Below are 25,152 nucleotides of genomic sequence, written 5' to 3'. Positions count from 1 at the left end.
CCTGAGTGCTTACTTGGCGGCGTGGGCCAGCTCGGCGGCCTTGTCGGCCGCGCCGTCCATGGTGTCGACGCGCTGGACCAGCGGGTGGTTGGCGTCGGTGAGGATCTGCCGACCGAGCTCGGCGTTGTTGCCGTCGAGACGGACGACGAGGGGCTTGCTGACGTTCTCGCCGCGGTCCTCGAGGAGCTTCAGGGCCTGGACGATGCCGTTGGCGACCTCGTCACAGGCGGTGATGCCGCCGAAGACGTTGACGAAGACGGACTTGACGTCCGGGTCGCCGAGGATGATCTCCAGACCGTTGGCCATGACCTGGGCGGAGGCGCCACCGCCGATGTCCAGGAAGTTGGCCGGCTTGACGTTGCCGTGCTTCTCACCGGCGTACGCGACGACGTCCAGGGTGCTCATGACGAGACCCGCGCCGTTGCCGATGATGCCGACCTCGCCCTCGAGCTTGACGTAGTTGAGGCCCTTCGCCTTGGCGGCGGCCTCGAGCGGGTTGGCCGCGTCCTTGTCGTGGAGCTCCTCGTACTCGGGGTGGCGGAACTCGGCGTTCTCGTCGAGCGACACCTTGCCGTCGAGGGCGATGACGTCACCGGAGGCGACCTTCGCGAGCGGGTTGACCTCGACGAGGAGGGCGTCCGACTTGATGAAGGTGTCCCACAGCTTGATCAGGACGTTGGCGACCTTGTCCGCGACCTCGGCCGGGAACTTGGCGGCCTCGACGATCTCGCGGGCCTTGGCCTCGTCCACGCCGTCGATGGCGTCGATCGCGATCTTGGCGACGGCCTCCGGACGGGTGGCCGCCACTTCCTCGATCTCCATGCCGCCCTCGACGGAGGCGATGGAGAGGAAGGTGCGGTTGGCACGGTCGAGGAGGAAGGAGACGTAGTACTCCTCCAGGATCTCCGGGGCCGTCTCGGCGATCATCACCTTGTGGACCGTGTGGCCCTTGATGTCCATGCCGAGGATGTCCGTCGCGCGGGCGACGGCCTCGTCCGCGTTCGCGGCGAGCTTGACGCCACCGGCCTTGCCACGGCCGCCGACCTTCACCTGTGCCTTGACGACGGACTTGCCACCGAGGCGCTCAGTGGCTGCGCGGGCCGCCTCAGGCGTGTCGATGACTTCACCGGCCAGCACCGGTACATCGTGCTTGGCGAAGAGGTCCCTCGCCTGGTACTCGAACAGGTCCACGCGCTTCCGTCCCTATCAGTGATCTCGCGGTTCGTTGGATGCGTGGGCGTGCCGCGAAGGGCAACGTGACGGTCCGCATGTGTCACAAGGGAGGCGCACACGGTGTCCGAGCGCGCGGCATGTCCGTCTCGCAGGTTATCGCTGGTTGCGGGGGGCCTCTAAATCGCGGGTCACACCTGAGCGGTGATACCTGTCACATGATGCCGCGATCAGCAAAGATCTCTGGCACGGCGTGCCGAGTGTGAGGTTCCGGTAGCACACCGGTAGCGCACGCCAGCGCAAAGAGAAGCGCAAAGAGAAAGGACCCCACCGGGCTGGGGTTGACCCGGTGAGGTCCCTTGAGCAGCCCGAAGGGGCACGAATGGGCCGCCCCTGTGGGCTCCGGGCCGAGTGATCCCCACCCCAATGAGGATCACTCGGCCCTTCCACGGGGTTCCGGTCGGATCGGCCGACGGTGTTCGGCCGTCCGGGTCCGTCCGCCCCGAGGAGTCGGTCGGCTCGGGTCACCTGGGTGACCCGGGTGCCACGGGGATCAGATGCCGTACGGGCTGCCGTAGTGCAGGTCCTGTGCCGCGTGGGCGGCCCGGGTGTCCTGCGCGTAGCCCGGGGTGACCGCGTGGGCCACGCCCTGCACGCCGGCGACGGCGTTGCCCGCCAGCGGGCCGGCCGAGCCCTGGACCGTGCCGGTCAGGTCCCCGGCGAAGGGCCCGAACTGGCCGGCGACGCCGTGGGCGAAGGGGTCGGCCTCGCCGACGACACCGCCCGCGAACGGCTGCACGTCGCCCGCCACGCCGTACGCGAACGTCGTGGCGCTGCCACCGACGCCCTGCGCGACCGGCTGGACGGTGTCCATGACCGTGTCGACGACGGGCTGGACGGCGCCGGTGACGCCGTACGCGAACGGCTGCACGTGCTCGGTGACGCCCTCGGCGAAGGGCCCGGCCTGCTCGGCCACCCCGTGCGCGAAGGGGTCGACCTCGCCGACGACACCGCCCGCGAACGGCCGGACGTCGCCGGCCACGCCGTACGCCAGCGCGCCCGCGTCCCGGACGGCCTGCTCGGCGACCGGCGCGACACCGTGCACGGCGGTGCCGGCGACCGGCGGCAGGACGGCACCGGTGCCGTCGGCGGTGACCTGGCCGGCCAGACCGGTGGCGTACGGGGGCACGTCCGCGGTGACGCCCCGTACGACCGGCTGCACGTCGGAGACGGCGTCGTAGGCGATGGGCTGTACGTCGGCGACGGTGCCGTACGCGAAGTGCTGTACGTCGCCCACCGCGCCGTGGGCCACCGGCTGCACGCCCTGGACGACCCCGCCGGCGACCGGCTGAACCCCCTGAACGGCACCGGCGGCCACCGGCTGGACGCCGGCGACGGCCTGGCCGGCCACGGGCTGCACGTCGGCGACGACGCCGTACGCCAGCGCCGTCGCGGCGTCGACCGTGTGCCCGGCGGTCCGGGCGACCCCGGCGACTGCGCCCTGGGCAACCGGCACGACGCCGTCCACCGCTTGGCCGACGACCGGGGTGACCCCGGCCACCGCACCGGCGGCCACCGGCTGGACGCCGGCCACCGCGTTCCCGGCGACGGGGGTCACCCCGGCCACGGCGTGGGTTGCGGTGGGGGCGACACCGGCGACGGCGTGCTGGGCGGCCGGGGCGACGCCCTCGGCGGCGTGACCGGCAACCGGGAACACGCCGTTGACGGCCTCGGTGGCGAGCGGCGGGACGACCGCGTCGGCGGTCTGCTCGACGACCGGGGTGACCGTGCCGGGGACGGTGCTGACCGTGCCGACGACCCGCTGCTCGACGCCGCCGACCGTGCCGGTGACGTGGCTGGGGACGGCGGAGACGGAGGCCTCGGCGGCCGTCCTGACGGCGGTGGCCGTGCCGGTGGCGGTGGACTTGGCGGTCGTTGCCGCGCCCGCGGTCCTGCTGTCGGCGTAGGCGACGGCGGCCTGTCCGGCGCCCTGCGCACCCGCTGCGGTGCGGCCCGCGCCCGCGACGGCGTACTCCGCCTTCGTCCGTACGACACCCTCGACGCCCTGCGCCTGCGAACGGGCCGCCGCCTGCGTGCCCTGCAGCTTCGTCTGGGCTGCGGCGAGCGCCTTCTCCAGTTCGGGGGCGAAGGCGGCGAGGGGGCCGAAGAGGTAGTCGATGGAGCTGGGGACGTCCGGGGCGCCCGGCGCGTCCTGGGCGGCGTTCCGGATGTCGGTGACGGCATCGGCGGCGCCCGCGGAGAGGTGGGCCTCGGCGTGCGCGGCCGCCTTGTCCGCGCGGGCGGCCTTGGCGCCCTGGATGACCTGGGCGGCCCCCTTCGCCTTGGTGGCCTGGCTTGCGGACGGGACGGTGACCTTGGCGTCGACGTAACGGCGGGCCTGCTCGGCGGCGCTCGCGGGCGCCGTCCGGGCCGTACCGGCGGTGTCGTCGACCGTGTCGGTGACTGTGTCGGTGACCGTGCGGGTGGCGCCGTCGGTGACGCCGGAGACGGTGTCGGTCACGTCGGAGACGACGCCGTTGACGGTGCCGGTGACGGCGCCGAGCAGGCCGGGGTCGTCGGCGGTGTCGGCCGCGGCGGTCGCGTCGGTGGTGGTGTCCGGTACGGAGAGGGTGGAGGCGGGCAGTTCGTCCGCGCTGGCGGCGGCCGAACCGAGCGCCCAGGCGCCGGTGACACCGGCGGCTATGACGATCGAACGGCGGATGTTCTTGTTCATGCGTGCGTCGGATCCCTAGATCTTGGGGCTCCGAAGGTCCCGGAGGAACGGAGTGGTGAAGCGCTCCGGGGCTTCGGACGGTTGGGGACATTGCGGTGCCGGTTGCGGTCGCGGTCCGGGGAGTTGAGGACCAGCGGGACCGGGTACGGCTCCAGCGGATTCCGTCCGGGGGATGTCGGGGGGACATCCGGAAGTTGGGGGGTGTCCGGACGGGCGGGCAGACCTGTTTCCGCCCCCGCGCGGCAGGTCTACGGCGGGGAGGGCCGGCCTACTGGCCTATGCGGGGGAAACCGGAATGTCCCGGTGCCTGTCCTGGATCTCGTCCGCGTCGACGCGGGCGGCGGCGCCGGGCACCAGCCGCAGCGGAGCCCGCTGGCTCAGCGAGACGGCGTGCGCGTCACCGTGCCGCGACGTACCGCTGTCGCCCGCCGAACGGTTGCCCAGCACACCGCCCGGGTGATCGACCGGCGCCGGTCGGGCGGGGGCGTAGCCGGAGGTCGCGTCGCGGTGCGCGCCGTCGGCGACCGGGGCATGGGACGCGGTGACCTCAGCAACGAACCGGGGGCCGAAGACGACGCTCGCCGCTTCCTTGCCGGTACGCCGCCCCTCACCGTCGCGCCCTTCACCCGACCCGGGCGCCGGGGACCCCGACTGCGGCGTCCCGGTGACGGGCGCGGGCAACGTCTGTCCGGGCGCCGCGGGCAGAGCGGGAAGGTTGGTGCCGGGGAGGTGGGTGCCGGGAAGTTCCGTGCCGGGAAGCCCTGGCAGGCCGGGGAATTCCAGCCCCGGACTGCTCGGCCACGCGGGCGATTCGGGCGCGGTCGGCAGGGCGGGCAGCGCGGGCAGGTCGGGGAGGTCGGGGAGGTCGGGCAGCGACCCCAGCGGCGGCACCTTCGCCTGCACGCCGGCCAGCCGCTCGGTCAGGCCTTCGGTCACTGTCCGCACGACGTCGCCGGCCGGCCGGCCCAGGGGTGCCTGGTCCTGAGGCGCCGGATGCCGGGGAGCTGCCGGCTTGGCCGGAGCGGTCGGCTCATCGCGAACGCCGGACTTGGCCGGTACGGCCACCAGGCCCTCGACGGCACTCTCCGTCGCCGACCGGAGATCGGCGGAGGATGCGGACAAGGTTGACGAGGCGGACGAGGCCGACGAGGTTGACGCCGCAGACGAGGTTGACGACCCGGACGACGCAGGTGACGCGGATGAGACGGACCCAGTGCTCACCGACACCCCGTCAGCCGCATACGCCCGCTCTCCGCAGAGGAACCCAAGCACGAACAGACCGCCCACCAACAGCACCGCCTGCAGCGCACGCCGCCCGGCCGCCATGCGCACGACGCGCAGAGCGGCACCCGGCAGAGCGGCTGGCCAGGTCAAGGGGCGACGGTCCTCCCGTGCGACGGAGCGAAGTACGCGTGGGGTGCAGCGAAGTACGCGTGATGATCAGCGAGTCGATGCGACGCGGTACGGACGAGCGGAGCGCGGCGCACCGCTGAACAGGTGTCCGATACTCGCATGGCTCTCCCGCGGTTGCGCAAGCCCCCCGTGCCCGATGCGCCTCATGTCCCTTTTGCTGGCCCAAGTCGGACGTCACCAGGTCGACAAATCACCAGCCGTTCCGCGCCCTTGCGCCCCCTCACGCCGCCGCATCACGCCCCCGCATCACACCGCCTCCTCACACCATGTCCGGCACTGGAATCGGCCGCTTCTCGATGGCCGCCGCCATCACGTCCGGGAACAGGTCGGGCGTACAGGCGAAAGCCGGTGCGCCCAGCGCCGCGAGCGCGGCAGCGTGCTCCCGGTCGTAGGCGGGCGCTCCCTCGTCCGACAGCGCCAACAGCGCCACGAACTGCACCCCCGACGCCTTCATCGCGGCGACCCGCTTGAGCATCTCGTTCCGTATCCCTCCCTCGTACAGGTCGCTGATCAGCACCACCACCGTCTCCGCGGGCCGGGTGATCTGCGACTGGCAGTACGCGAGCGCCCGGTTGATGTCCGTGCCGCCGCCGAGCTGGGTGCCGAACAGGACGTCGACCGGATCGTCGAGCTGATCGGTGAGGTCGACGACGGATGTGTCGAAGACGACGAGCCGCGTGCTGATGGACCGCATGGAGGCCAGCACGGCCCCGAAGACCGAGGCGTACACGACGGACGCCGCCATCGACCCCGACTGGTCGATGCAGAGGACGACCTCCTTCTTCACGGACTGCGACGCCCGCCCGTACCCGATGAGCCGCTCCGGCACGACCGTCCGGTACTCCGGCAGGTAGTGCTTGAGGTTGGCCGCGATCGTCCGGTTCCAGTCGATGTCGTGGTGACGTGGCCGATTGATACGGGCGCTGCGGTCGAGCGCGCCGGTGAGCGTGGCCCGGGTACGGGTGGCGAGCCGCTTCTCCAGGTCCTGGACCACCTTGCGCACGACGGCCCTTGCCGTCTCCTTCGTGGTCTCCGGCATCGCCTTGTTGAGCGACAGCAACGTGCCGACGAGATGCACGTCCGCCTCCACGGCCTCCAGCATCTCCGGCTCCAGCAGCAGGGTGTTCAGCCCCAGCCGGTCGATGGCGTCCCGCTGCATGACCTGGACTACGGACGACGGGAAGTACGTCCGGATGTCCCCGAGCCATCGCGCCACGGACGGCGCCGACGCCCCGAGCCCCGCCGAACGGTCTCTCCCCGACTGCGCCTTGTCCCCCTTGCCGTACAGGGCGGACAGCGCCCCGTCCATCGCGGCGTCCCGCCCGGAGAGCGCACACCCGGTGCCGTCGGCGTCGTCCCCGCCCAGCACCATCCGCCACCGCCGCAGCCGCTCCCGGGCCGGATCCATCGCCTCGCTCGTCATCGGCACGCTCCGATGCGAGGCCGCTCCCACAACGGGATCACCGGAATCACCGGCGCAGTCGTCGTCGACGGCCCGCCTTGGACCGGAGATGGATGCGCCTGCCTGCCGGCCCCCACCACTCCGCCCCGCTCCCTCGGCTCCGTCACACAGTCAGTCGTCATCCCGTCGCCCCCACAAGGTCGTCTTTGCCGGAATCGTTCCCGCCCAGGTCGTTCTCACCACGGTCGTTCTCACCGACGTCGCCCTCCCCGACGTCGCCCTCCTCAATATCGCTCTCCCCGGTGTCGCTCTCACCGAGCTCGTTCTCGACGCTCTCCCCCACGCGGTCCAGCCCCAGCAGCAACCGCACCACCGGCACCACGGCGTCCGCCCGCTCCAGGTCGAGCTCGGCGGCGAAGCCGGGTATCCCGGAGCCACGGGCCCCCGCACTCCCCCGCTGCCCCGGCCCGCGCCGAACCAGCTCGCCCAAGGTCCGCCGTACTCCCGGCTCATACGCCGAGAAGGTGCGCCTCAGCAGCGGCAGCACGTCCGTGAACGCCTCCGCCGGCACTCCCGTCAGCCACGCATCGACCAACCCGAGCAGCCGTTCGTCATGGACGAGCAGCATCCCGCCACCGGAACCGCCCCCGACGAACCCCTCGATCCACGCGGCCGCGTCCCCCGGCGGCGTCCCCCGCGACAACGCGAGCCCCATCAGCCGCGCCGCCTCGTCCTGCGCCAACTCCCCGTCATCCAGCAGCAGTCGTACGGCACGCCCCCGGACGACACCGGGCACGGTGTCCCGCACGGACAGCACCCGAAGCACCCTGTGCCACCGCTCGCGCAGGTCGCCGTGGACCGCAACGGCGGCCTTTCCCTGGGCACCCCGATCCGATGCGGACACCTCACCCAGCGCGCCCCCACCCGACGCGGATGCCCCGCTTCCCGCGACCGGCCCCGACGCCACCGCGTCGCCCAGCAACCCCACCGCCCCGTGCACGGCGTCCACATGGCGCCGCATCTCCTCGGCCGCGTCCGCGTCCAGGGCGGCGCAGGCCGGGGGCAGGCCGACGAAGACGCGCTCGGCGAGCCCCGCGGCGACCTCCGTGAGCGCTCCGGTGTCCGTGCCGCGCACATCGCCGTACCGCAGGGAGCGAACCAGCGCGGGCAGGGCCTGGGCGAGATGGCCGACGTCCGCGTCGAGGGCGGCACGGTCCGCGAGGATCCGCATCACCGCGGGCAGCGCGTCCGGCAGTTCGGCCAGCAGGCAGCGCTCGGCGAGGGCGGTGACGTCCGCCAGGCCCTGCGCGGCGACGGCGTCCGCCTCCGCCTTGGCGGTCGCCGCGGCGAACACGGTGGTCCCCCACACCCCCGCCTCCGCGACCCGCACGGACAGCTCGGGCTCCCACCGCAGCCGCCACGTCTCCCGGAACGTCCCCGTACTGCCCCGCGACGCGGCCGGCTCCCCCCACGCCACGCCGAGCAGCCGCAGTCGGTGCAGCAGCCTGCTGCGCTCGGCGTCGTTCTCCCTGCGCAGGTCGAGCTCCAACTCCCGTTCCAACGCCTCCGGCTTGAGCCGCAGCCGACGCTGCATCCGGTCGAGGTCCCGCTGCAACGGCACCGCCGGCGCCGACCGCGGCACCTCCCCCAGCACGTCCCCCACCACGAGCCGGTCCTGCACCAGCGCCAACGGCACGTCCGAGCCCTCGCACATCACCGCCCGCACCGCGTCGGTCGTCTCACTCAGCCCCGGCAACGGCCGCCCCCGCATCACCGCGAGCGTCTCCGCCAGCCGCACCGCCTCGATGACATGCGCCGACGACACGATCCGGTCCTCGTCCCGCAGCAGCCCGGCGACCTTGGTCATCCACCGCTCGACCGGCCGGTCCGGCGCGCCGAAGAGATGCCCGTACCATCCGGGCGAGTCGATCCCTGCCCCGTACCCGCTGACCCGAGCCAACCGGCGATACGTCCACGGCACCCATGTCATGTCCGCCTTGACCTTGGGCAACCCCTTCAGCAGCGCCTTGTCGGCGGCCACGGTGCTCTTCCGCCGCAGCGCGGGCACATGCCACGCCCCGCACACCACGGCCACCGCGTCTCCGAACTCGCGCTGAGCAGCCCGCACTTGAAGGCGCATATACGCCTCCCGCACGAGATCCCGCTCATGCCCCCCGCTGCCGTACGCCTCCCGCAACGCCCCCATGGCCTCTTCGAGCCCGAGAAACGGCGCGAACGCGTCCCCGTCCCCCGCTCCCCGGTGTTCGACGACGTCCTCCCACCACCGCTCGGGATCGTCGTAGCCGGCGACATCGGCGAGCACGGCGAGGGGGTCGACCCGGACATCGGCACGAGGCTCGCCACCGGCGTCAGCCACCCCGCCCTCCTGGCCGCCGCCCTCGGTCCCCGGCTGGGCGTCGGCGCCCGGCTCCGCGTCCCGACCCTCGCCGGCCCCCGCATCGAGCGGGGTCTCGTCCTGCCTGCCCCACGCCAGCGTGTGCGTGGCCGGCAGGTCGATGAAGCGGGCCGGGACCTGGTGCTCCAGGGCCCAGCGGATCGCGACCCACTCCGGGGAGAACTCGGCCAGCGGCCAGAAAGCCGAGCGGCCGGGCTCGTCCACGGCATGAGCAAGGAGCGCGACGGGCGGTCGCATGTCCTCGTCGGCGGCGAGCGGGATCAGGGCGTCTGCCTCCGGCGGCCCCTCGATCAACAGGACCCGCGGCCGGGCCGCGTCCAGCGCCGCCCGCACGGCCCGCGCCGAGCCCGGCCCGTGGTGCCGCACGCCGAGCAGCAACGGTCCCGGCGGCTTCGATGCCGAAGCGGGTGCAGCCGAGGTGTCCGAGCACGCCGCCGGCAAGCCGCCCGCCCCCGGGGCGCTCGCCTCCAAGCCCCCGCTCCCCACCTCGTCAACGCCTGTCACACCGTCCCCCTCGCCTCCACTGCCACCACATGTCCTCACCGGACGCCCTCCCGACCCCTCAGTGCCACACGGTCACAGGACCGCCATCACCACACCGCCGGACACCAACTCATCCCCGCAACCGCGACCTGCGCCTCTCAGCACCACTCCGGCCGCGCACCGCACCACGTGCCCCAATCCACCCCACAGCACCTGACCGAGCCGCCCCACACCACGGCGTCCGAACCGCCCACACCACAGCCCCCAACGAAACCCCGCATCACCACCCCCAAGCCGCCCCCAGCGGGACACCGGCCACGCCCTCACAGGCGCCCACCTGGCGTCGTCCCCCCGCCTCACCACACCGACCCCACCGGCCCCTCAGCCACGGATCCGCCCGCCACCGAACTCCCCACCACCGATCCGCCCGCCGTTGACCCACCCGCCTTCGATCCGCCCTCCTTTGATCCCCCACCAGGCCGCCCCCACCCAAGGTCGTCGTTCACGCACTCACCTCCCGGCACGCCCGGTAGAAGTCCGTCCAGCCGTCCCGCTCACGCACGACCGCCTCCAGGTACTCCTGCCAGATGGTCCGGTCCGCCGCCGGATCGCGGACGACGGCGCCGAGAATGCCCGCGGCCACGTCGCCGGATCGCAGCACGCCGTCGCCGAAGTGGGCGGCCAGTGCCAGACCGTTGGTGACGACGGAGATCGCCTCCGCCGTCGACAGCGTGCCGCTCGGCGACTTCAGCTTCGTGCGGCCGTCGGACGTCACCCCGTCCCGCAGCTCGCGGAAGACCGTCACGACGCGGCGGATCTCGTCGATGCCGTCGGGCGCGGCCGGCAGGTCGAGGGAGCGGCCGATCTGGTCGACCCGACGGGAGACGATGTCCACCTCGGCCTCCACGCTCTCCGGCAACGGCAGCACCACCGTGTTGAAGCGGCGGCGCAGGGCGCTGGAGAGGTCGTTGACGCCACGGTCGCGGTCGTTGGCCGTGGCGATGAGGTTGAAACCGCGGACCGCCTGCACCTCCTGCCCCAGCTCAGGTATCGGCAGCGTCTTCTCCGACAGAATCGTGATCAACGTGTCCTGCACATCCGCGGGAATCCGGGTCAGCTCCTCCACCCGCGCCGTCATCCCCTCCGCCATGGCCCGCATGACGGGGCTGGGCACAAGGGCGTCACGGCTCGGCCCGTGCGCGAGCAGCTGCGCATAGTTCCAGCCGTAGCGGATCGCCTCCTCCGGCGTGCCCGCCGTGCCCTGGACCAGCAACGTCGAGTCACCGCTGACCGCCGCGGCCAGGTGCTCGGAGACCCAGGTCTTGGCGGTGCCGGGCACGCCGAGCAGGAGCAGGGCGCGGTCCGTGGCGAGCGTGGTGACGGCGACCTCGACCAGGCGACGCGGGCCCACGTACTTCGGTGTGATCACCGTGCCGTCCGGCAGCGTGCCGCCGAGCAGATACGTGGCCACCGCCCACGGCGACAGCTTCCAGCGCGCCGGGCGCGGACGGTCGTCCTGCGCGGCCAGCGCGGCGAGTTCATGGGCGAAGGAGTCCTCGGCGTGCGGCCGCAACGCCTCGGCCGGTTCCGTCTCCCCTGCTGCGACGGATGTCGGTTCTACGGACACAGGCATGGCAAAGTCCCCCTCCAGCTCGGCCGGTTCAGCCGTTTCGGATCTGGCATCCACGTTGCACCACGCCACTGACAATGCGTTCCGACCTGCACAAACGCGCTCGCAAGCCCGTTCCAGGGATCTCGGCCCCGGCCGATTGTCAGTGGTGGGATCTACCTTCGATGGCATGACTCAGCAGGGGGTGCGCTGGACCGCGGACCAGGTGCTGGCACTGGCGCCTGACACCGCGTCACGCAAAGCGGGAAGCAAACTCGGCGCGGCGGGGCCGTGGTCCGAGGCGGGGAGTTCCGACGAGGGGACGGTGTGGGGGCTGTGCAAGGGCAGTGGCAGCAAGCCGTATCAGACGGTCATCGACATCGCGGACGCATCCGGGCCCGCGTACAAGTGCAGTTGCCCGAGCCGGAAGTTCCCGTGCAAGCACGCGCTCGGGCTGCTGCTCCTCTGGGCGGGCGGGGAAAGGGCGGTGTCGCCGGGGCAGCCGCCGGACTGGGCGGAGCAGTGGATAAAGGGGAGAAGGCAGCGCACCGAAGAGAAGCGGACAGCGGGCGCGTCCGGTTCCGCCTCCGGGTCCGGTGATCCGGAGGCAGCACGGCGCAGGGCGGAGCGCCGGGCCATGCGGGTCACCGCGGGCGCGACAGAGCTGGAGCAGCGCCTGGCGGACCTGCTGCGCGGCGGCCTGGCCGGCGCGGAACAGACGGGGTACGGCCCGTGGGAGGAGACGGCGGCCCGCATGGTCGACGCCCAGGCCCCCGGACTGGCCGCGCGGGTGCGGGACCTGGGGGCGATCCCCGCGTCCGGTCCGGGCTGGCCGGTACGCCTGCTGGAGGAGTGCGCCCTTCTGCACCTCCTCGACCAAGGCTGGCTCGGCCGTGAGCGGCTGCCCGACGGCCTGGCGGCCACGGTCCGCTCCCGCATCGGCCTGCCCGCCTCGGCGGACAGCCCGCCGGTGCGGGACCGCTGGCTGGTCCTCGCCCAGTACGACACGTCGGACACCAAACTGACGACGCGCCGGATATGGCTGTACGGCGCCGACTCGCACCGCACCGCACTGCTCCTCTCCTATGGCGCCGCCGGCCGTGCCCCGGAGCTGGCGCTGCCGGTGGGGCTCGCCCTGGAGGCGGAGGTGGCCGCGTACCCGGGCGCCGGGCAGCTGCGGGCGGCTCTGGGCGAGCAGTTCGCACCGCCCGCTCCGACGGCGATACGGCCGCCGGGTGTGACGACGACCGAGGCGACCGCCCGTTACGGCGAGGCGCTCCGCGACGACCCGTGGCTGGACTCCGTCCCGGTGACCCTGGACCGGGTCATACCGACCCCGGACGACGGCTCGTGGCAGCTGGCGGATGCCGACGCGGACACGGCACTGCCGCTCACTCCTGCCGCCCGCGCCCGCCCCGGCCTGTGGCGCCTGGTCGCGCTGTCGGGCGGCGCGCCGGTCAAGGTGTTCGGCGAGTGCGGCCACCGTGGCTTCACCCCGTTGACGGCCTGGCCGGAGGGGGCGGGAGATGCGGTGCAACTGTGCTGAGCGGCGCGTCTCGCGCAGACCGTGAGACGAACCGAGCGACGCCCGCCGACCCGGCCCCCGCCGCCCTCGCCGTACGTCCCACCCGTCAGGCCGGCCCCAGTCGCGCGTAAACCCCGCCCCCCTCCATGGCAGCCAGCACCCACCACCCAGGAAGACCGGAAGGAACCGCATGAACAGCCCCTCCGTCCCCTTGGATTCGCCCGCACCGGGAACCGTGGACTCACCCTCGCCCGGCGCCTGGGAGGAACTCGTCACCGCGGCGCTGCTCGGCACGGACCGGCGTACACCCCCGGGCTGCGCACCGGGCCGGGAGGCGCCGGCGGGGCTGCTGGACGCGGCGGCCGTGGAGACCGTACGGCGGCGGGCGGGACTGCGGCCGGCGCGAGCGGCGCAGCGTCCGCAGCCGGCCCCCGAGGACCCACGGCCGAAGCTGCCCCCGGCGGCGGCGCGCAGGCTGGCGATGCTGCTGGCCGACCGCCCCGGCGCGACGGGCGGCGGCCGCAGAGGCACGGCACCGGACCTCATGGAGCTGCTGCCCCAGTGGCTCGCGACGGCGAACGACCGCGGTTTCGCTCCACCCCCTCAGTCGCTGCCCGCGTTGCTGGACGCGGCGCGGGGGCGCACGGATCTACGGCCGGCGGCGCTGACGTTCGCGGGCCCGAGGGCGGTGTGGCTGGCCCGGCTGAACCCGGACTGGCGGTTCGCCCTGCGGGCGGCACCCGGCGGGGGCGCGGCACTGCCGCACCTCGAGGACTCGGCCAGGATCCAACGGCTGTGGCAGGAGGGGTTGTTCGCCGAGCGGGTCTCCCTTCTCTCCGCGATACGCGCCCGTGAGCCCGCCGCCGCCCGCGAGCTGCTGACCGCGACATGGGCCACGGAGCGGGCAGAGGACCGGCTGATGTTCCTCGACTCGCTGCGGACCGGGCTGGGCCCGCAGGACGAGCCGTTCCTGGAGCAGGCGCTGACCGACCGGAGCCGCAATGTCCGGGCGACGGCGGCCGAGCTGCTCTCGGCACTGCCGGGTTCGGCGCTCGCCGCGCGGATGGCGGTGCGCGCCGGGGCGTGCGTGGCGCTGGACCACACGGGAAAGACGCCGGCGATCAGTGTCGAGGCGCCGCACGAGTGCGACGCGGGCATGGAGCGCGACGGGGTCGTGGCCAAGGCTCCGGCCGGGCGGGGTGAACGGTCGTGGTGGTTCGGCCAGTTGGTGGAGGCGGCGCCGCTCGGCACGTGGCCGGGGCGGCTCGGCGGGCGCACACCTCAGGAGATCGTGGCGCTGCCGGTGACGGACGACTGGCAGGGCGAGCTGCACGCGGCGTGGTGCCGGGCGGCGGTACGGCAGCGGGACGGCGAGTGGGCGAGGGCGCTGCTCGGGTCGCCCTCGGCTCCGGAAGCGGGCGGTCCGGGAGCGGTGTCGTTGGCCGAGCGCGCGAAGCTCCTCGGCACGCTGGGTTCCGCCGAGCGGGCCGAGTGGGTCGCCGGATTCATCGCGACGCATGGTCTGTCCGAGGCGTTTCAGCTGCTCGGGGTGTGTGCGGTGCCGTGGGCCGCGCCGCTCGGGCGGTCGGTGGTCGACGCGCTCAACATCGCGCGGGACGCGGGGAGTTATCCATGGAGTTTCAGCGGAGTGATGGGCCTGGCCGAGCGCTGCCTCGACCCGGCCGAGGCAAGCCGCCTCGACGGCCTGCAGGCGGTGCCGGACGAGTCGGAGGACGCGTCGCCGGGAGCCGGAGGGTACTGGGCGGAGGCGTTCCAGCGGCTGGCCACGACGTTGCGGCTGCGGGCGGCCATGATCGAGGAGCTGGAACCACTCGGCCCGTCCGGCACGTGAGGACGAGGCCGGTTCAGGGCCGAAGCGGGAGTCTGGGGGCGGCAGCCCTCAGAGACGGTCACCCCCACCGGCCCGCACCGGAAGTCGGCTCAACCGCCGGAGGCAGCCGGCTGACGTACGTTCGCCCGCACCCAGTCCACGATCGACTGCGTCGTGGCCCCGGGCGTGAAGATCTCCGCGACGCCCTTCTCCTTCAGCGGGGCGATGTCCGCCTCGGGGATGATGCCGCCGCCGAAGACCAGGATGTCCTCCGCGTCGCGCTCCTTGAGGAGTTCGATCACGGCGGCGAAGAGGGTGTTGTGGGCGCCGGAGAGGATGGACAGGCCGATCGCGTCGGCGTCCTCCTGGATCGCGGTGTCGACGATCTGCTCCGGAGTCTGATGAAGGCCGGTGTAGATGACCTCCATACCGGCGTCGCGCAGTGCCCGCGCGATGACCTTGGCCCCCCGATCGTGGCCGTCGAGTCCCGGCTTGGCCACCACCACGCGGATCGGACCGGCTGCCACACCCATCACTGCCTCCATGAAGCGACTACATCCATCCGTACCGACAAGTACCGCTCATGTATGAGTTATGCCGCACAAACAACACATCCCATACATGGTGCGCGTATGGCACTTTTCCGCTGCTCACCGCACCGGACGCGCCACGACGGCACGGATGCCCCGGGCCACGCTGCCCGAGGAAGTGAACGAACGTTATCTCCAGCATCCCGCAACCGGCAGTTTCGCGGTGCAGACCGAGGGGGAAATCACACGGTGGGACACGTTCGCCGCGCACCGTTCCATATCTCTGCGGCACACGGGCCGCAGCAGCCTGCGGTACCCGCGTCGCAGCGGAACCACGCGCAACGGGAGCCGCAACGAGGTCGCCGCACCACCGCGCCGCAGACCGCGCGCCGTGGCGGCGCGGCGCATCGACGGTCGCACGAAGGGCACGCAGGGCAGGTAAGGCACGACAGCGGGGGGCCTCGTCGTCACACCGGCAGGGAGCCCCGCCAGGTCTTCGGCGCACCCTGGCCGACAGGACTGGCTCTCGCCACGCGCCTCGCTCACCCCCCGCGATCTCCTCATGCCCCGCCGGCCACCTCCGCCGCGACTTCCCACGAGGGCACACGGGGGCCGAAGCCGTCCTCCTGCGTGCCGCAAGGAGGTCGGCCATGAAGGTCACCGGGGCAGCACTCCCCTTTCTTCCGCTCTGCCAGCGCCTGCTCCCGAGCAGACTCGCCGGCCTCTCCCTGGCTCTGCTGAAGGCGACCGCGCTGGAGATCGCGATCCTCGCCGGACACCTGCTCCTGTACCCCTCCGGCATCACCCAGGAGCGCCGGACCACCCCCGCACTCCCCACACGGGACACCGCCCAGCTGCCGACGGAGACCAAACCCCCCGTCGTCCTGCTGCACGGCTTCATAGACAACCGCTCGGTCTTCGTCCTGCTGCGCCGCAGCCTCGCCCAGCACGGCAGGCACCAGGTCGAGTCGCTCAACTACTCCCCCCTGACCTGCGACATCCGCACCGCCGCCGAACTGCTCGGCCGGCATATAGAGGGGATCTGCGAGCGCACCGGCAGCAGGCAGGTCGACATCGTCGGGCACAGCCTCGGCGGGCTGATAGCGCGTTACTACGTGCAGTGTCTCGGCGGCGACCGCAGGGTCCGCACGCTCGTCACGCTCGGCACGCCGCACTCCGGCACCCGCGTCGTCCCCCTGGCGAACGCGCATCCCATCGTGCGTCAAATGCGCCCCGGCTCACCGGTCCTCGAGGAACTGACCAGGCCCGCGCCCGGCTGCCGCACCCACTTCGTGAGCTTCTGGAGCGACCTCGACCATCTGATGGACCCGCTGGAGACGGCCTGCATCGACCACCCGGACCTGATGGCACAGAACGTCCGCGTGACCGGCATCGGCCACCTCGCCCTGCCCGTGCACCCCGCCGTGGCGACCGGAATACGGCAGGCCCTCGACACCGCACAGCCAGGAGCGGAAACCGCGGCACAGGCCGACGGCCTGACGGTGGCGTGACCGCCGCCCCTCGACAGCTCCCGCGACACGGCGCCCGCGACGACCCCGACAACAGCCCCCAACACCCGACTCACACTCGGCTCACAGCCCCAGGACAGCCCACCGACATCGAACAATCTTCGAACACAAGGCCAAACTCGCGCCCACAGTCCGCCAAAACACGGCCGAATGCCCGTTTCCTTCGCGCGCGAAACCTGCCGAAGATTGTCGTGCCCGCGTACCGCCGGGTACAGTCGCCGCACTGCTCTGGCAGCCCCTGTTGTCGAGGCGAGAGAGAAGTTGGTGAACGATCGTCACCCGTCGGGGACCATGACCTCCCCGGCTGCGGCTTCCGATGCCACCTCGGCGCACTACGCGTCGTACGGCGCCCAGGAAGCCCACTACGGTGACTCCACCAGCTACGGCACCTACGACGCCACTCAATTCAGCGCCGCCGACCACGCCCCCGCCGCCCCGACCTTTGACGCGGACCCCCTGTTCGGCAGCCTTCCCGGCGAGAACACGGGCGCGTACGACACCACGCAGTGGTCCACGGGCAACCACCACACCGTGAACTACGACGCCTACGCGGCCCAGCACCACGCCGCCTACGACACCGGCGCGTACGACACCACGGCCTGGACGGCCGAACACGAGCGGCTCCCCTTCGTCCCGCAGCAGGCCACCGGCCACGACACCTCCGGCCACTGGGACGCGAGCAACTGGCTCCAGCCCGACCAGTCCGGCGCCCCGGCCGACCAGACCCAGCAGTGGGAATGGGGCACGCAGGCCTTCGACACCGGGGCGTACGACGCCACGCAGTGGAACTCCGACGGCGACACCGGCACCACCGGGCACGCAGCCGACGAATACGAGCAGTCAGCAGAATCCTTCGATCAGCAGGCGACCGCGCACTTCGAGCAGATCGACCACGCGGCCCCCGCGCCGTACGACGACCCCGCCTCGTACGGCGATCCCGCCCAGCATGACGCCGAGTTGAGCGCCACCGGTGACCTCCCCGCCGCGGCCCCGCTCCTCGACGGCCAGGAGGAGTCCACTCCGGCCCCCTCCCCACGCGCCGCCTCCCGCAGCGGCTCCCGCTCCCGCCGCCGTACGCCCCCCAAGCGCTCCGCGCTGCTGACGGTCGCCGTGCCCTCGGCGTGTGTGATGGGCGTCGCGGGGATCGCCGCCGCCTCCGTCGGCACCCTGACGACCGACGACCAGGACACGGCGACGACGGCCTCGGACAGCCAGGCCGTGAAGCCGTCCACCGCGAACAACAAGCTGGACACCCAGCTCGAGAGCCTCTCCGCAGGCGCCGACGACTTCGCCGACCGGGCCAGCCGTACGCAGGAGCGCATCGACCTCAAGGCCCAGCAGGTGGCCGAGAAGAAGAAGGCGGCGGAGGAGGCGGCCCGCAAGGAGCGGCTGCGCCCCAAGTTCGCCCTTCCGGTGGCGCAGCACGGCCTCAGCGCCTACTACGGCCAGGCCGGCATCAACTGGATGTCCGTGCACACCGGCATCGACTTCCCCGTCTCGTACGGCACGACGGTGATGGCCGCGACCGACGGCACCGTCCGGACGCAGTGGAACAGCGCCTACGGCAACATGATGATCGTGACCGCGAAGGACGGCACGGAGACGTGGTACTGCCACCTCTCCAGCTACCGTGTCGCCTCCGGTACGACGGTGAAGGCCGGCGACCCGATCGCGTACTCCGGCAACTCCGGCAACTCGACCGGCCCGCACCTGCACTTCGAGGTACGGCCGGGTGGCGGTTCAGCCATAGACCCGCTTCCCTGGCTGCGCAGCCACGGAATCAACCCGACGTAAGCGACCCGACAACTTCCCCGTGCGCCCCCGCCCTGCAGCGGGGGCGCACACTTGTCGGTGCTAGAGCTTCTCCACCGGCGCGTACCGCAACAGCAACCGCTTCGGCTTGGTGTCCCCGAAGTCGATCGTCGCCTCGGCGTTCCCACCCGTGCCCTTGACCGCCATCACGGTGCCGAGCCCGAACTGGTCGTGCGTGACCCGGTCCCCGACCGCCAGCTGGGCGACCGGCTTCTCCGAGGTACGGCGCGTGGCGAAACCGGATGCGCCCGAGGCCGCGGAGCGCGAGCGGGACGAGGACAGCGAGGCGGCCACACCGGAGGCCGGGCCGGAGGAAACCGGCGCGGACGCGCCCGTGCGCTTCCAGTCCACGTGCTGCGCCGGGATCTCCTCCAGGAAGCGGGACGGCGGGTTGTACGACGGCTGCCCCCACGCGCTCCGCATCGACGACCGCGTCAGATAAAGCCGTTCACGCGCGCGCGTGATGCCCACGTAGGCGAGTCGCCGCTCCTCCTCCAGCTCCTTGGCCTGGCCGAGGGCACGCATGTGCGGAAAGACGCCGTCCTCCATGCCGGTGAGGAAGACGACCGGGAACTCCAGGCCCTTGGCGGTGTGCAAGGTCATCAGGGTGATGACGCCGGAGCCGTCCTCGTCCTCATCGGGAATCTGGTCGGAGTCGGCGACCAGGGCAACCCGCTCCAGGAAGGCGGCGAGCCCACCGGACGCCTCTCCTTCCTCCGACTCCTGCTCGAACTCCAGTGCCACAGCGGCAAGTTCCTGGAGGTTCTCGATCCGGGTCTCGTCCTGCGGGTCGGTGGAGGCCTGCAACTCGGCGAGGTAGCCGGTGCGTTCGAGCACCGCCTCCAGGATGGTCGCCGGTCCCGCGCCGGACTCGACGATCGTACGGAGCTCCTCCATCAGCGTGTTGAACCGCTTGACGGCATTGGTCGACCGCGCGGCCATGCCGTACGCCTCGTCCACGCGCCGCAGCGCCTGCGGAAAGCTGATCTTCTCCCTCTGTGAAAGGGCATCGATCATTGCCTCGGCACGGTCACCGATGCCCCGCTTGGGCACGTTCAGAATCCGCCGCAGCGGCACGGAGTCCTCGGGATTGGCCAGCACCCGCAGGTAGGCCAGGACGTCCCGGACCTCCTTGCGCTCGTAGAACCGAACCCCGCCGACGACCTTGTAGGGCAGCCCGACGCGGATGAAGACTTCCTCGAAGACACGGGACTGGGCGTTCGTACGGTAGAAGACGGCGACGTCGCCGGCCTTCGCGTCCCCCGCATCGGTCAGTCGGTCTATCTCGTCGGCGACGAACTGTGCCTCGTCGTGCTCGGTGTCGGCGACATAGCCGGTGATACGCGCGCCCGCGCCCGCGTTGGTCCACAGGTTCTTGGGGCGGCGCGACTCGTTGCGCTCGATGACCGCGTTGGCGGCGGTCAGGATCGTCTGTGTGGAACGGTAGTTCTGCTCCAGCAGGATGGTCGTCGCGTCCGGGTAGTCCTCCTCGAACTGGAGGATGTTACGGATGGTCGCGCCGCGGAAGGCGTAGATCGACTGGTCGGCGTCACCCACCACACACAGCTCGGCGGGCGGGATGTCGTCCTCGCTGGGCGGTACGTCGACCGGGTGCTCGCTGGTCCCGACGAGCTCGCGCACGAGGGCGTACTGCGCGTGGTTGGTGTCCTGGTACTCGTCCACCAGCACATGGCGGAAGCGCCGGCGGTAGTGCTCGGCGACGTCCGGGAAGGCGCGCAGCAGGTTGACCGTCGTCATGATCAGGTCGTCGAAGTCGAGGGCGTTGGCCTCCCGCAACCGCGACTGGTACATGGCGTAGGCCTGGGCGAGGGTCTTCTCGAAACCGTCCGTCGCCTGAGCGGCGAAGTCCTCCTCGTCGATCAGCTCGTTCTTCAGATTGCTGATCTTGGCGCTGAAGGACTTGGGCGGAAACCTCTTCGGGTCAAGATCCAGATCCCGGCAGACGAGCGCCATGAGCCGCTTGCTGTCGGCGGCGTCGTAGATCGAGAAAGAAGACGTGAACCCGAGCTTCTTGCTCTCTCTCCGCAGGATGCGCACGCACGCACTGTGGAAGGTCATCACCCACATCGCGTTCGCGCGCGGGCCGACGAGCTGCTCGACGCGCTCCTTCATCTCGCCCGCGGCCTTGTTGGTGAAGGTGATCGCGAGGATCTGCCCCGGGTGCACATTCCGCTCGGCGAGCAGGTGGGCGATGCGATGGGTGAGCACCCGCGTCTTGCCGGACCCGGCGCCGGCCACGATGAGCAGCGGGCCGCCGGCGTGGACGACGGCCGCACGCTGGTTCTCGTTCAGCCCCTCCAGCAGCGCGGCCGCGTCGATGGCCGGGCGCGGGGCGCCGTCGCGGTAGTAGGCGTCCCGGTCCGGGGGCACGTCGAACTTCCCGCCGAACAGATCGTCCGGAACCGGCTCCGGAGTGTGATCGTCCTCGGGCGGCGGCGGGAGTTCTTCCTCGTGGCCGCGTGGGGCCTGGAGGTCCGCCAGGAAGCTGTCGTCAAAGAGGCTGCTCATCGCTCTCCGAGTCTAGGGCGCCCCACTGACAGCCCGCGGCCACCCCGAGAACATCGCCTGTTTCAACACCGGATGATCTTCCAGATCCACCCCCTCCCCCGCCCCCTCACCCTCCTCACCCTTCCCGTCACGGTCCGCAATCGACCGAAAACCCGCACCCCGCCCGCCGAGAGTCCCGACACCCCATAAGCCCGGAACCACCCAAACTCAACGCTCCACCCAAAAATCGCAAATCCCTACACACCCACCCACATCCACCACAGTCCGCAACGCCCTGACTCAAGGTCACGAAAATGTATCGGGCATATCGAACATCAACCTTCACAGGGGCCACACGAGTTGGCTACCGTGCCGGACAGGCCGTACGACCCCCTCCGGCGAACGTCGCCGGGCCGCGCGGCCTCCGCCGAGTCCGGTACGCCGCCGCGCTGCCGGAGCCGGGGACCCACCGAACTTGGGGTGAATCGGCCCGATCCCGCCCAGGGACAGGCCGTAGGGCAACCCTTCCGGACCACCCGCCCGAACCCGACAGCTAACTCGGTAGGCGGAGTACGGAAGGAGTCGCCTCCCTTGGCGTCGCACCGCAAGTCGCGTCCCGCGGGTACGCGCGTAGCAGGCATACGGACCCCCGCCCTCGCCACGGCGGCCCTCACCTCCGTGGCCCTGCTGTCCCAGACGGCCAACGCGAGCCCCTCGGCAGACGACAAGCCGAGCCTCGAAGAGGTCGAGAAGAAGGTCGACGACCTCTACCGCCAGGCGGAGTCGGCCACCGAGAAGTACAACGCGGCCAAGGAGAAGACCGCGAAGCAGCGCAAGCGCGTCGACACCCTCCTCGACGACGTCGCCCAGCGCACCCAGAAGCTCAACGACGCACGCGAGGAACTCGGTCGCAACGCCGCCGCCCAGTACCGCACCGGCGCCACCGCCCCCGACACGGCCACCTTCCTCCTCGCGGACACCCCGCAGGACTACTTCGACCAGACCCAGCTGATGGACCGTATGACCGGCCGTCAGAAGGAAGCGGTCGACGACTACTTCACGCAGCAGTCCGCGACGATGAAGAAGCGCCAGGAGGCCACCCAGAGCCTCGAGACGCTCACCGAGTCGCAGAACGACCTGCAGACCGCCAAGACCACCGTCCAAAGGAAGCTCGCCGACGCACGCGAACTCCTCTCGAAGCTGACGGCGGAAGAAAAGGCACGCCTAGCCGCGATCGAGAAGCGCAAGCAGGAGGAGGCCGCACGTAAGGCCGCAGAGCTGGCCCGGCAGCAAGCAGAGGCGGAGCGTCAACGCCAGGAGGCCGCCCAGCAGCAGGAGAGCACCGAGCAGCCGTCCGACTCGAGCACCTCGGACTCGTCCGCGTCGGACTCCTCGTACGCCACCAAGGCCGAGAAGGCCCTCGCCTTCGCCCGCTCCCAGATAGGCAAGCCGTACGTCTGGGGCGCGACCGGCCCCGACTCCTACGACTGCTCCGGCCTCACCCAGGCCGCCTGGAAGGCCGCCGGCGTGGACATCCCCCGCGTCACCTACGACCAGGTCAACGCCGGCACCACGGTCTCCCTCTCCAACGCCCAGCCCGGCGACCTGATCTTCTTCTACGACGACGTCACCCACGTGGGCATCTACATCGGCAACGGCATGATGATCCACGCCCCGAAGCCCGGCGCTTACGTCCGCGAGGAGTCGATCTACTACGACGGGGAGTCGTCGATCCACAGCGTGGTCCGCCCGGCCTGACGCCGCACGCGCGCGTGGCGCACTTTCCGACCCGCACGCGCGCGTGGCGCACTTCCGACACGCGCGCGTGAGAGCCACCGGCGCACGGCGCCGCACTCGCGTACGGCGGGAAGGGGACGTGCCGGGGGGTGTCCGCCCGCAGAGTCGGGCGTCAAGACACGGCACCTCCCGCCCAACGCCAACCGCCCGACCGAGGACGGACACCCCCCGGCACGGCCCCGACCCACCACGCAACCCAAGGCGCTACCCGCACCCCCCACCGAACCGGCACAGGCGCCGCAGGCACCCGACGCGCACCCCCACCCACACAGGCCGCCGCCGTCGCCACCATGGACGTCCCGTAGCTCAAGCCCCGGCGAGGCACTGCGTGGCTCGCGGTGACGGCATGGCTGGCGGCCACCGCAGCCGCCCTACGGGCCTACACCGCACACGCCCCCGGACCGCCCCCCGACTCCAACATCACGTCCACAACACAGCGATGAAGACGTTCGCCGTGGTCAGCAGCCCCACCACTCCGAACAGACTCTTGTCCACCGTCTCGTCGTCCCGCTTCACATAGACGAGTCCGAGGATCACGATCAGCAGCGCCAGCTTCACGCCGATCTTGATGTTGTTGACGGACTGATCGTCCGCCTGATTGAGGCCGACGAGGATCACCCCGGTGACCAGCATGGTCAGCGCGCCGTGCAGCATCGCGGGGACGAACCGGGCGGTGCCCTGGCCCATCGCCTTCATCTGGGTGAAGAAACCACCGAGCAGCGCGGCGATCCCGATGATGTGCAGGCCGACGAAGAAATGGATGAGTACGTCCATGGAGCCGGAGCCTAATGAGCGCCGGACAACCACCCGACACCGCCCCACTCGACGTACTCCACGCACCTCCACCCACCCCACACCCACGCCCACACCCGCCGCCCTACCGATCTTGCATATATGCGGGCGGCCCATAACACCCCGTCACCCCCACGACCCCGGAAACCGCCACATCGGTCACCACACTGCGTGAACACGACGCCCCCAGGCCGGGATCACGCTCACTTACGGTCATCCCGCGATCCGCTCCCGGCACTTCCGTACAACGCGTTACCGACCCGACACAGCGAGGTTTAGCGTCCTCCACCAGGTGACCGGCTCCCCACCGCCGCCCGGGCCAGGGGCGGCAGTCGGACACCACCGCCGAGGAAGTCCGGCGGCGACCCGCTCCCCCTGTGTGGGCCGTCGCCGGACGCGCAACCCGCCCCCCGGCACCCCCCGGCGTCCTACGGCCGCTCCCCCAGGCGCCCGTACGGGACGAGGCGGTCGTAGGCGGTCGTACGAAAGGACGTGCAGTCCACGTGGCAGCGCACCGCAAGCCCCGTCAGCGCTCGGCCGGCGGCAACACGGCCCGCACGGCATGGACGATCGCCCTGGCGGGCGCGGCGACGGGGTTCGACGGGACCGGACACGCCGAGCCGCAGCTGACACCGGAGCAGGTCAAGGCGAAGGTGGACAAGCTGTACCAGGAGGCGGAGGTCGCCACCGAGAAGTACAACGGCGCGAAGGAGAAGGCGGACACGGCCGAACGGCGGATCAGGACACTGCAGGACGAGGCCGCGCGCAAGACGGAGAAGCTCAACTCGGCGCGGGAGGCACTGGGTTCGATAGCGGCCGCGCAGTACCGCGACGGCGGCCTCGACCCGTCCCTCCAGCTCGCGCTCTCCGCCAACCCCGACCGGTACCTCGACGGAGCGGAGTTCGCCGAACGCGCCGGCCACCGTCAGGCGGCGTCCGTCGCGAGCGTCCGTGAGCAACTCCGCGAGATCGAGCAGCTGCGCGGAGCCGCACGCGTCGAGCTGACCTCCCTGAAGACCCGCCAGGCCGAACTGCGACGCCACAAGAACACGATCACCGGCAAGCTGGACAAGGCCCGAAGCCTGCTCGCCCGACTGACCGCCGAGGAGCGGGCCCGGCTCGGGGCGGGCGCAGCCGGCGCACCCCGCGCCGCACGCTCCTCGACGGGCACCCGCGACGCCCTGACGGCCCCCGGCCCCGCTACCGCGCAGGCGCCCAACTCCCGTGCGGCAGCCGCGATTTCCTACGCTCACACCAAGATCGGCAGCCCTTACGTCTGGGGCGCGACCGGCCCGGACGCCTTCGACTGCTCCGGCCTCACTCAGGCCGCGTACCGCTCGGCCGGCATCTCCCTACCCCGCACGACCTACGCCCAGATCGACGCCGGCCGCCGCGTCTCCCGCGCCGAACTGCTCCCGGGTGACCTGGTGTTCTTCTACTCCAGCATCAGCCACGTGGGTCTCTACATCGGCAACGGCCAGATGATCCACGCCCCGAACCCGTCCGCACCGGTCCGGGTGGCCCCGCTCGACGAGATGCCGTTCGCGGGGGCCACGCGGGTGGTGTGAGCCAGTGAGCCGGGACCGGGAGCGCTGCCCGGG

The 25,152-nt window shown here is 71.7% G+C and carries 15 protein-coding genes and 1 riboswitch; of the genes, 6 read left to right on the top strand and 9 right to left on the bottom strand.

The features are described 5' to 3' along the window. Positions 1-9 precede the first annotated feature (9 nt). The 6 genes from sucC to ACTMVF_RS20600 all read right to left on the bottom strand — a co-directional run bounded on the left by sucC (position 10) and on the right by ACTMVF_RS20600 (position 11,251). Complete coding sequence (gene sucC / locus ACTMVF_RS20625; RefSeq protein ID WP_301997531.1) at positions 10-1,191, bottom strand: ADP-forming succinate--CoA ligase subunit beta; 1,182 nt, start codon at positions 1,189-1,191, stop codon at positions 10-12. Between the two features lie 532 nt (positions 1,192-1,723). After that, the gene (locus ACTMVF_RS20620) at positions 1,724-3,904 is read right to left on the bottom strand and encodes a hypothetical protein (RefSeq protein WP_441272539.1); all 2,181 of its coding nucleotides are present in this window, start codon (positions 3,902-3,904) and stop codon (positions 1,724-1,726) included. 276 nt (positions 3,905-4,180) lie between these two features. Next, complete coding sequence (locus tag ACTMVF_RS20615; protein ID WP_441272538.1) at positions 4,181-5,026, bottom strand: hypothetical protein; 846 nt, start codon at positions 5,024-5,026, stop codon at positions 4,181-4,183. A 550-nt stretch (positions 5,027-5,576) separates the two neighbouring features. Further along, positions 5,577-6,740 (bottom strand): VWA domain-containing protein, encoded by a 1,164-nt coding sequence (locus ACTMVF_RS20610; RefSeq protein ID WP_441272804.1) that lies wholly within the window; start codon positions 6,738-6,740, stop codon positions 5,577-5,579. A 157-nt stretch (positions 6,741-6,897) separates the two neighbouring features. Continuing rightward, complete coding sequence (locus ACTMVF_RS20605) at positions 6,898-9,513, bottom strand: DUF5682 family protein (RefSeq protein ID WP_441272803.1); 2,616 nt, start codon at positions 9,511-9,513, stop codon at positions 6,898-6,900. 607 nt (positions 9,514-10,120) lie between these two features. Continuing rightward, complete coding sequence (locus tag ACTMVF_RS20600) at positions 10,121-11,251, bottom strand: ATP-binding protein (RefSeq protein WP_441272537.1); 1,131 nt, start codon at positions 11,249-11,251, stop codon at positions 10,121-10,123. Between the two features lie 166 nt (positions 11,252-11,417). Here ACTMVF_RS20600 and ACTMVF_RS20595 point away from each other — a divergent pair, with 166 nt between their 5' ends. Both ACTMVF_RS20595 and ACTMVF_RS20590 read left to right on the top strand, forming a co-directional pair. Then, a complete protein-coding gene (locus ACTMVF_RS20595) occupies positions 11,418-12,773 on the top strand; it encodes an SWIM zinc finger family protein (protein ID WP_441272536.1) in 1,356 nt (451 codons plus the stop codon). 169 nt (positions 12,774-12,942) lie between these two features. Then, positions 12,943-14,604 (top strand): DUF5691 domain-containing protein, encoded by a 1,662-nt coding sequence (locus ACTMVF_RS20590; protein ID WP_441272535.1) that lies wholly within the window; start codon positions 12,943-12,945, stop codon positions 14,602-14,604. Positions 14,605-14,693: 89 nt separating this feature from the next. Here the strand turns inward: ACTMVF_RS20590 and ACTMVF_RS20585 are convergent, their stop codons facing one another. Next, entirely contained in the window at positions 14,694-15,116 is a 423-nt protein-coding gene (locus ACTMVF_RS20585) for a cobalamin B12-binding domain-containing protein (protein WP_301997542.1), read from the bottom strand. Between the two features lie 647 nt (positions 15,117-15,763). Here ACTMVF_RS20585 and ACTMVF_RS20580 point away from each other — a divergent pair. Continuing rightward, a complete protein-coding gene (locus ACTMVF_RS20580; RefSeq protein ID WP_441272534.1) occupies positions 15,764-16,624 on the top strand; it encodes an esterase/lipase family protein in 861 nt (286 codons plus the stop codon). A 309-nt stretch (positions 16,625-16,933) separates the two neighbouring features. After that, positions 16,934-18,436: a M23 family metallopeptidase gene (locus ACTMVF_RS20575; protein ID WP_441272533.1), complete on the top strand. Its 1,503-nt coding sequence runs from the start codon at positions 16,934-16,936 to the stop codon at positions 18,434-18,436. A gap of 60 nt (positions 18,437-18,496) precedes the next feature. Here the strand turns inward: ACTMVF_RS20575 and pcrA are convergent, their stop codons facing one another. After that, on the bottom strand, positions 18,497-20,983 hold the full coding sequence (gene pcrA, locus ACTMVF_RS20570; RefSeq protein ID WP_441272532.1) for a DNA helicase PcrA: 2,487 nt from the start codon (positions 20,981-20,983) through the stop codon (positions 18,497-18,499). Between the two features lie 408 nt (positions 20,984-21,391). Continuing rightward, positions 21,392-21,545: riboswitch (cyclic di-AMP (ydaO/yuaA leader) on the top strand. An 8-nt stretch (positions 21,546-21,553) separates the two neighbouring features. Here pcrA and ACTMVF_RS20565 point away from each other — a divergent pair. Continuing rightward, complete coding sequence (locus tag ACTMVF_RS20565; protein WP_441272531.1) at positions 21,554-22,720, top strand: NlpC/P60 family protein; 1,167 nt, start codon at positions 21,554-21,556, stop codon at positions 22,718-22,720. Positions 22,721-23,179: 459 nt separating this feature from the next. Here ACTMVF_RS20565 and ACTMVF_RS20560 read toward each other — a convergent pair whose 3' ends face one another. Then, the gene (locus tag ACTMVF_RS20560) at positions 23,180-23,533 is read right to left on the bottom strand and encodes a hypothetical protein (protein WP_441272530.1); all 354 of its coding nucleotides are present in this window, start codon (positions 23,531-23,533) and stop codon (positions 23,180-23,182) included. Between the two features lie 521 nt (positions 23,534-24,054). On the opposite strand from ACTMVF_RS20560, the gene ACTMVF_RS20555 reads away from it, so the two are divergent. Continuing rightward, a complete protein-coding gene (locus tag ACTMVF_RS20555) occupies positions 24,055-25,119 on the top strand; it encodes an NlpC/P60 family protein (RefSeq protein ID WP_441272529.1) in 1,065 nt (354 codons plus the stop codon). Positions 25,120-25,152 lie beyond the last annotated feature (33 nt).

It is taken from the genome of Streptomyces sp. SD31 (genome assembly GCF_052068475.1).
Taxonomy (GTDB): Bacteria; Actinomycetota; Actinomycetes; order Streptomycetales; family Streptomycetaceae; genus Streptomyces.
The sequence above is the reverse complement of the archived record's forward strand: the minus strand, read 5'-3'. Positions and strand labels throughout refer to the sequence as shown.

Bases quoted from the DNA above. Each gene is read 5' to 3' on its own strand.
- pcrA (WP_441272532.1), bottom strand. From the start codon at position 20,983: ATGAGCAGCCTCTTTGACGACAGCTTCCTGGCGGACCTCCAGGCCCCA.
- ACTMVF_RS20620 (WP_441272539.1), bottom strand. From the start codon at position 3,904: ATGAACAAGAACATCCGCCGTTCGATCGTCATAGCCGCCGGTGTCACC.
- ACTMVF_RS20560 (WP_441272530.1), bottom strand. From the start codon at position 23,533: ATGGACGTACTCATCCATTTCTTCGTCGGCCTGCACATCATCGGGATC.
- ACTMVF_RS20595 (WP_441272536.1), top strand. From the start codon at position 11,418: ATGACTCAGCAGGGGGTGCGCTGGACCGCGGACCAGGTGCTGGCACTG.
- ACTMVF_RS20600 (WP_441272537.1), bottom strand. From the start codon at position 11,251: ATGCCTGTGTCCGTAGAACCGACATCCGTCGCAGCAGGGGAGACGGAA.
- ACTMVF_RS20585 (WP_301997542.1), bottom strand. From the start codon at position 15,116: ATGGGTGTGGCAGCCGGTCCGATCCGCGTGGTGGTGGCCAAGCCGGGA.
- ACTMVF_RS20575 (WP_441272533.1), top strand. From the start codon at position 16,934: ATGACCTCCCCGGCTGCGGCTTCCGATGCCACCTCGGCGCACTACGCG.
- ACTMVF_RS20590 (WP_441272535.1), top strand. From the start codon at position 12,943: ATGAACAGCCCCTCCGTCCCCTTGGATTCGCCCGCACCGGGAACCGTG.
- ACTMVF_RS20580 (WP_441272534.1), top strand. From the start codon at position 15,764: ATGAAGGTCACCGGGGCAGCACTCCCCTTTCTTCCGCTCTGCCAGCGC.
- ACTMVF_RS20610 (WP_441272804.1), bottom strand. From the start codon at position 6,740: ATGACGAGCGAGGCGATGGATCCGGCCCGGGAGCGGCTGCGGCGGTGG.